Origin of the sequence: Streptomyces sp. NPDC002130, assembly GCF_040296465.1 — a bacterium.
GTDB lineage: Bacteria > Actinomycetota > Actinomycetes > Streptomycetales > Streptomycetaceae > Streptomyces.
The window spans coordinates 1-1,125 of sequence record NZ_JBEOXI010001137.1 but is presented as its reverse complement, the minus strand read 5'-3'; the positions used below and the strand labels follow the sequence as shown (position 1 = coordinate 1,125).

The 1,125-nt window shown below is 61.8% G+C and carries 1 protein-coding gene; it reads right to left on the bottom strand.

The window, feature by feature from the left end:
* The coding region (locus tag ABT116_RS49075) for a purine-cytosine permease family protein (RefSeq protein WP_502984106.1) at positions 1-1,125 on the bottom strand (1,125 nt) is incomplete at both ends.

Sequence of the window (1,125 nt, the reverse complement as noted above, 5' to 3'; positions counted from 1 at the left end):
GGCGCGCGGTGTGGGCGGCGGCCGGGCCCAGCGCGGCGAGGAAGATCCGCGGCCGGGACCCGGTCGCTCGAGGCTGTTCGGTCGTGGCATGAAGTAGAAGTCGGAGAGCACCTTCGACGAGACGACCTTCGCCCCGGTGGTGATCTTGATCTGGCTGATGACCACGAGGATCACGGCAAGGGTCATGGCCAGCCAGTGCGGCATCATGTCCTGGTAGATCTCGAGGAATTGGTGCACGGGCTGGTTGGCGATCGAGGAACCGTCGACGACGTTCGCGATGATGTACACGGCGAGGAACAGTCCGACGATCTGCTTGATCGCGCCGAAGATGACCCAGCCGGGCCCGGCGAGAATTACTGCAGCCCACCAACGACGGGTGTTCTCCGGTGTCTTGGGCGGCATGAAGCGTAGGTAGTCGATCTGCTCGGCGATCTGTGCGATCAGCGACAAGCAGACACCCGCGGCCAGCATCACCGATCCGAAGTTGACGCCCTTGCCGTTTGCGCCGTCCTCACCGCCGAAGGCGAAGAACGCGCTCACCGAATCAGGGTGCTTGAACAGCAGATACAGGAACGGCAGCACCATCATGACGAGCCACAACGGCGTCGTCCACACTTGGAGTTTTGCCAGGGCTTTCATGCCGTAGATGACCAGTGGGATGACCATCAGCGTCGAGACCGCGTATCCGATCGACAGTGGAATCCCGAGCCCCAGTTTCAAACCCTGGGCCATGATGGAACCTTCGAGGGCGAAGAAGATGAAGGTGAACGTCGCAAAGATGACGTTGGTGACGACCGAGCCGTAGTAGCCGAAACCGCTTCCGCGAGTGATCAAATCGAGGTCGATATTGTATCGCGCGGCATAGTAGGCGAGTGGGAAGCCGGTCGCCATGATGACGACGGCAAACACGGCGATGCCCAGCAATGCGTTACCGGTGCCGTACGAGATGCCGATGTTGGCGCCGATCGAGAAGTCTGCGAGATACGCGATTCCGCCGAGCGCGGAGGTCGCGACGACGCCGGTTCCCCATTTGCGGTAGCTGCGTGGCGCGAATCGGAGGGTGTAGTCCTCCAGCGTCTCCTTCAGTGCGGTGTTCTGACCGGGATTCGCCTGGTCCGGTGCGAC